The sequence below is a fragment of the Kaistella haifensis DSM 19056 genome, from assembly GCF_000735695.2.
Classification (GTDB): domain Bacteria; phylum Bacteroidota; class Bacteroidia; order Flavobacteriales; family Weeksellaceae; genus Kaistella; species Kaistella haifensis.
This window is the reverse complement of the sequence record NZ_JASZ02000093.1, coordinates 1-952: the sequence shown is the minus strand read 5'-3', so window position 1 is coordinate 952 and position 952 is coordinate 1. Positions and strand designations below refer to the sequence as shown.

Here is a 952-nt window from a genome sequence, read left to right as displayed (position 1 = left end):
ATTGCCTTTCGAAACACTGCCAATGCCATCGGTAATCTCAAAGAAGGCTGGCTCGCAGACTTTTTCAAAAGGTTGAACTACAAGAAAGGAAGAGCAACTGCTGTCTCTGCACTGGCCCGCAAACTTGCCGTCATCATCTGGAACATGCTTGTGAAAGGGCAAAGCTACCAACCACCTTCACTATATCTGTTCCTTGACGAGAAAAGAAAAATTGCTGCAGCCAAAAGAATTCAAAAACAAATCACTAAATTTGGATTGACTGACAGAGATATTGAAATCACAAAATACTGATTATCAATATTAAAATTTAACGTTAGTCAGAATTATTAAATAAAAATCCGTAGAATGAAAAATAAGGTTATCATACGAATGAGTAAAAATATCTTTTTAAAAGATAAAAATTACAAAATAACTGTTAATGAAAAAGAACAATTACATACTCTAAATACAAAAAATAACAGGATTGAAATTGAATTAAATAGTCAAATAAATAATATTGAAATTTCAAACAAAAATATTTCTAAAAAATACAATTTTAATAGTGCTGAAAATAATGTCAAATTTTTAAATATTTATCCAAATTTAACTTATGACTTAGCATTAGGAATATTTTTAGGTTTTTCAATTATAGCATCTTTAATTATCTTATTTTTATCTGTAACTAAAGGAGTAAATCTGTTATTAATTTTCATTACATTTTTACCTTTATTCTTCTTAAAAAAGAAAAATTTCGAAGATGGATTTGAAATAAAGGAACTCAAACAATAACTTCTGCTAATAACTAAGCTTTCGTCTTGTCCGCAGGACACAAGATGAAAGCCCGTTGAACGGAAGCTCCGGTGGCTTTTCAGCAGTATGATGGTCCTCTTATGGGGATGTCGTTTTTAGGATTTAGAGGTACAAAGCAGTTTTTTCGGAAGGACTGCTTTTTTTGTGGCGTTTGGTAGCCTTT

Annotated in this window: 1 protein-coding gene and 1 pseudogene; both read left to right on the top strand. The window is 30.9% G+C overall.

The features are described 5' to 3' along the window. Window positions 1-291, top strand: a pseudogene (locus tag AP75_RS14040) (hypothetical protein); the annotation flags it as partial. A gap of 54 nt (window positions 292-345) precedes the next feature. Further along, window positions 346-768, top strand: coding sequence for a hypothetical protein (locus tag AP75_RS14035; RefSeq protein ID WP_088265007.1), 423 nt, complete (start codon window positions 346-348; stop codon window positions 766-768). Window positions 769-952: the final 184 nt, after the last annotated feature.